Source organism: Acidimicrobiales bacterium (genome assembly GCA_036491125.1).
In the GTDB taxonomy this organism is placed as follows: domain Bacteria; phylum Actinomycetota; class Acidimicrobiia; order Acidimicrobiales; family AC-9; genus AC-9.
The window spans coordinates 1-4009 of record DASXCO010000126.1; the positions used below are offsets into that span (position 1 = coordinate 1).

6 protein-coding genes are annotated in these 4009 nt (G+C 70.1%); 1 reads left to right on the plus strand and 5 read right to left on the minus strand.

Annotated elements, in window-relative coordinates; all coding sequences use genetic code 11:
- Positions 1 to 184: 184 nt before the first annotated feature.
- Entirely contained in the window at positions 185 to 1294 is a 1110-nt protein-coding gene (gene cysS / locus VGF64_10605; protein ID HEY1635198.1) for a cysteine--tRNA ligase, read from the minus strand.
- Positions 1295 to 1318: 24 nt separating this feature from the next.
- The gene (gene npdG, locus VGF64_10610; protein HEY1635199.1) at positions 1319 to 1978 is read right to left on the minus strand and encodes an NADPH-dependent F420 reductase; all 660 of its coding nucleotides are present in this window, start codon (positions 1976 to 1978) and stop codon (positions 1319 to 1321) included.
- A 119-nt stretch (positions 1979 to 2097) separates the two neighbouring features.
- On the opposite strand from npdG, the gene fabI reads away from it, so the two are divergent.
- Positions 2098 to 2871: an enoyl-ACP reductase FabI gene (gene fabI / locus VGF64_10615; protein ID HEY1635200.1), complete on the plus strand. Its 774-nt coding sequence runs from the start codon at positions 2098 to 2100 to the stop codon at positions 2869 to 2871.
- A gap of 53 nt (positions 2872 to 2924) precedes the next feature.
- Here fabI and VGF64_10620 read toward each other — a convergent pair whose 3' ends face one another.
- The 3 genes from VGF64_10620 to VGF64_10630 all read right to left on the minus strand — a co-directional run bounded on the left by VGF64_10620 (position 2925) and on the right by VGF64_10630 (position 3878).
- A complete protein-coding gene (locus VGF64_10620; protein HEY1635201.1) occupies positions 2925 to 3140 on the minus strand; it encodes a hypothetical protein in 216 nt (71 codons plus the stop codon).
- A gap of 181 nt (positions 3141 to 3321) precedes the next feature.
- A complete protein-coding gene (locus VGF64_10625) occupies positions 3322 to 3666 on the minus strand; it encodes a hypothetical protein (protein ID HEY1635202.1) in 345 nt (114 codons plus the stop codon).
- Positions 3663 to 3878, minus strand: a complete 216-nt coding sequence (locus tag VGF64_10630; protein HEY1635203.1) for a hypothetical protein — start codon at positions 3876 to 3878, stop codon at positions 3663 to 3665. Before VGF64_10630 ends, VGF64_10625 begins: the two co-directional genes overlap by 4 nt.
- Positions 3879 to 4009 lie beyond the last annotated feature (131 nt).

Sequence of the window (4009 nt, forward strand, 5' to 3'; positions counted from 1 at the left end):
ACGATGCCGGCGGCAGCTCCTGCCTGTTCCCACCTGTTCTCGTTCATTTCTCCCCCTTGTCGGGCCCCGTGTTGCCGGGACCTCCACTTGGAGGATACGGGCCGCCTGATACCGCTGGAAGGGGGATATTCCGGGCATCCCAGCGTAACTAGTCCGAAAGATGGGCCTGTCGGGGCATACGCCGTCAGGCGATGCCGAGCAGGGCGACGGGTTCGGACACGCCACGTCCGGCGGCGACCTCGTCGTCGATGGCGGCTACAGCGCCAGGCGTGTCGAGATCGTTGTCGAGACACTCCCTCACCCGCTCGAGGCCGGCCGAGCCGGCTCCGGCTGTCCGCCAGGACTCGAGGCGGCTCGTTGCCTCGCCCAGCATCCCCTCCCGCCACTCCCACGGCTCCCGGTAGTGGTTCGAGAGGATGGCCAGCCGCAGCGCCGGAGCCTCCCACTCCTTGAGCACGTCGCTCACGAAGACGAGGTTGCCGAGGGACTTCGACATCTTCGTGCCCTCGAGGCCGACGAGGCCCTGGTGCATCCAGTGGCGAACGAACCGTTCACCGGTCGCGGCCTCGGACTGGGCGGCCTCGCACTCGTGATGGGGGAAGATCAGGTCGGTGCCGCCTCCATGAAGGTCGATCGTCGTGCCCAGCTCCCGCATGGCCAGCGCCGAGCACTCGATGTGCCAGCCCGGCCGGCCCTCACCCCAAAGCGAGCTCCACGCCGGCTCGTCGGGCGCCGAGGGCTGCCACAGCACGAAATCCAACGGGTCGCGCTTGTAGGGGTCGTCCGGATGCCCACCGTTGTCGGCGGCCAGCCGCAGCATCTCGGCCCGGTCCAGGTGGCTGATCTGGCCGAACCGGGGGAAGCTGTCGACGCTGAAGTACACGCCGCCGCCCGCACGGTAGGCGTGGCCGGAGTCCAGCACCATCCCGATGAAGCCGAGAATGTCTGGGATGGCAGAGGTGGCCCGCGGCTCGCTGTAGGCCGGGAGAAGGCCGAGGGCGCGCATGTCGGCGTCGAAGCGGGCCACCTCCTCGGCCGCCAGGTCGAGGTAGTGCACACCCAAGCGCCGGGCGGTGCGGAGAATGTCGTCGTCGACGTCGGTGATGTTTCGCACGCACTGGGTCAGGTGACCGAGGTCGCGCAGTCGGCGCTGGAGGATGTCGAAGGTCAGGTAGACGGCGGCGTGACCCAGATGGGCCGCGTCATACGGCGTGATCCCACACGTGTACATGGTGACGAGCGGGCCCGGCTCGAACGGCACCACACGGCGCCGGGCAGTGTCGTACAGCTGCATCACCATCTGGCTCCAACCGAAGCGTCAGCTCGAATCGATCCCGGTGAGTCGAACCGCCGACCGGGCACGGTACCGAATGTTGACCGAGGCCAGTACGGCGGTGAAGGCCTCGACCGGTGCCGCAGCCGCCAGGGTACCGGCGTCGATGGGGCGGAGCCCCGGAATCAGGCTCACCAGATCGGCCACCGTCTTGGTGGCCTGCGGGTGGTCGGAGCAGACGAACACGTCGCTCTCGATCCGGCGGTCGAGATCGCCGAGGTGCCGGGCCGGCAGGTGCTGGAAGGCCGCCGCCACCATGGCGCGCGGCGCGGCGGCCTGGACCTCGGCGGCGATCGAGCCCCGGGCAGGAACGAGCGGGTGCAGCTCGTTGCCCACCTTGACGAGGGCGTTGGCCATCGAGACAACCACCTTGTCGGTGAGGAGGGGTGCCATCGAGGCCGTCATGCCGGGCGCCGAGTCCCACGGCGTGGCGATGACGACGAGCTCCGCCTCGGCCGCTTGCTCGTTCTCCTTCCCCCGTATCGACAGCTGGTGGTCGGGCCACTCGCGAGCCAGCTCCTCGACGACATCCTCCGCCCGCTCGATGGAACGCGACCCGATGACCACCTCGACACCGACCGACGCCAGCCGCACCGCGAGGGCACGCCCGGCCGGACCGGTTCCTCCCACGAATCCCACCTTCATGGGCCCACCCTTGCACAGGGGGCGGTGGTTGGTGGCACCCGCGGGCCCGCCACGCGGCCCTGGTTGGGTCCGGCTCTGGTGGCGGTAACGTCACCGCGGCCCCAGAGATCGGAGGTGGGATGGGAATCCTCGAGGGCAAGCGGATCCTCGTCACCGGAGTGCTGACCGACGCCTCGCTGGCGTTCGCCGTGGCCCAGCTGGCCCAGGCGGAGGGGGCCGACGTGGTGCTGACCGGCGCTGCTCGGGGCCTGTCGATCACGCGTCGGACGGCCCGCAAGCTGGAGGCGCCGGCGGACGTGCTCGAGCTCGACGTCACCGACGCCACCCAGTTCGACGCCCTGGCCGAGGAGCTCGGCCGACGCTGGGGCTCGGTCGACGGCGTGCTGCACGCCATCGGGTTCGCGCCGCCCGACTGTCTGGGCGGCGACGTGATGCGGGCCGACTGGGACGACGTCGCGGTGGCCCTCCAGATATCGGCGTACTCGCTGAAGCCCCTGACCAAGTCCCTGCTGCCGCTGCTGAAAGCGGCCGGGGGTGGTTCGGTGGTGGGCCTCGACTTCGACGCCCGGGTGGCGTGGCCGGTGTACGACTGGATGGGCGTGGCCAAGGCGGCGCTGGAGTCCCTGGCCCGCTACCTCGCCCGCGACGTCGGCTCGGCCGGGGTCCGGGTCAACCTGGTGGCGGCGGGGCCGGCCCGCACGCTGGCCGCCAAGTCCATTCCGGGCTTCGAGCGCTTCGAGGAGGTCTGGGCGGAGCGGGCACCGCTGGGCTGGGACGTCACCGACACCAAGTCGGTGGCCCAGGCGTGCGTGGCCATGCTGTCCGACTGGTTCCCGATGACGACGGGCGAGATCGTCCACGTGGACGGGGGTTTCCACGCCGTCGGGGCTTGAGCCGGCCCTTCTGCGTCGCCGGGGTGCGATCCACCCCCGACACTGGCAGCGATTCAGAACTCGCGGGGTGCGCGCACCCTCCGCCGCGGTACCTCCACAGGAATCGCCTGCGGGCGAGGCGGATTGACCAGTGACCAGGCGTGGGCCGCGCCGCGGAACACGCAGGCCATCGCGGCGACGGCTGCGACGGCGAGGAGGCCGAGGATGCGTGGTCCCGGAGGACCGAGCACGGGCTGAACAGACAGGCTGGCAACCTCATCGAGCGTCATGGCGAGAGCTCCTCTGAGTCGCTGGCGATAGCGGATTGACTACCGATGTTTGGGCCACTCGACGCAGGCACCGACGGCTTGCTGGGGGGGTGGATCTTGGCGGCCTGGCGCTGCGTCGAGTGGTACGACCTAGTAGATCCCCGCAACCTGGGAGATAGCTGAGTGCGCGGTCCTACTGACCTTAGAGTTTCAGCTGGCTCGCTCGGCGGGCCCAGGAGTCGGCCCAGCGCCGAGCCTGGCGCCGTCGCCACGAGCGCACCGCGAGACCCCCGACGACCAGCTCGGCGACGCTGAGGGTCCGGCCCAGCCTGCCGATGGCGTGCCCGCTCGTGCCCAGGCGCACCGCCCCAGCGATCATCGACAACAGTGTGGCGACCACGATCACGACGGCAGCGGTGGGGAACATCAGCGCAGCGACAGCGGCTACGAGCCCGGTAATGGCGACACGCGTCCAGCGCTGGGTGCGCAGGCCGACAACGAGCAACACCGGCAGGAGGAGCACCACCGCCAAGGGGCCGAGACTCACCCGCGCTCCTTGCGACGAGCCCGTTCGATCGCCTCTCTCGCCCGGTGCAGCGCCGCTCTGGCGTGGGGGACGGGAACGATGAACGGGGTGACGGCGGCGGCGATGAGCGTGACTGCGCTGGTCCGGAACGCCCGCCGCCACGCGGTCACGGCAACGGGTGCCGGCTGAACCGGCACGGCCGAAGCCGTTACGACGGCTTGATCGGATGCCACGCCGGAACTGTAACGGCCTCGCTCGTGTACGCGTCGAGCGCAGTTGGACCCTGCACAGCATCCCACTGTATGGTGCGAAAGATGCTGAAGTTGGGGCTGGGGACCCGCGTCGCGGGGGCAACTCTGGCGAT

Coding starts and splice junctions, on each gene's coding strand:
- cysS (HEY1635198.1), bottom strand. CDS start 1,294: ATGCAGCTGTACGACACTGCCCGGCGCCGTGTGGTGCCGTTCGAGCCG.
- npdG (HEY1635199.1), bottom strand. CDS start 1,978: ATGAAGGTGGGATTCGTGGGAGGAACCGGTCCGGCCGGGCGTGCCCTC.
- fabI (HEY1635200.1), top strand. CDS start 2,098: ATGGGAATCCTCGAGGGCAAGCGGATCCTCGTCACCGGAGTGCTGACC.
- VGF64_10620 (HEY1635201.1), bottom strand. CDS start 3,140: ATGACGCTCGATGAGGTTGCCAGCCTGTCTGTTCAGCCCGTGCTCGGT.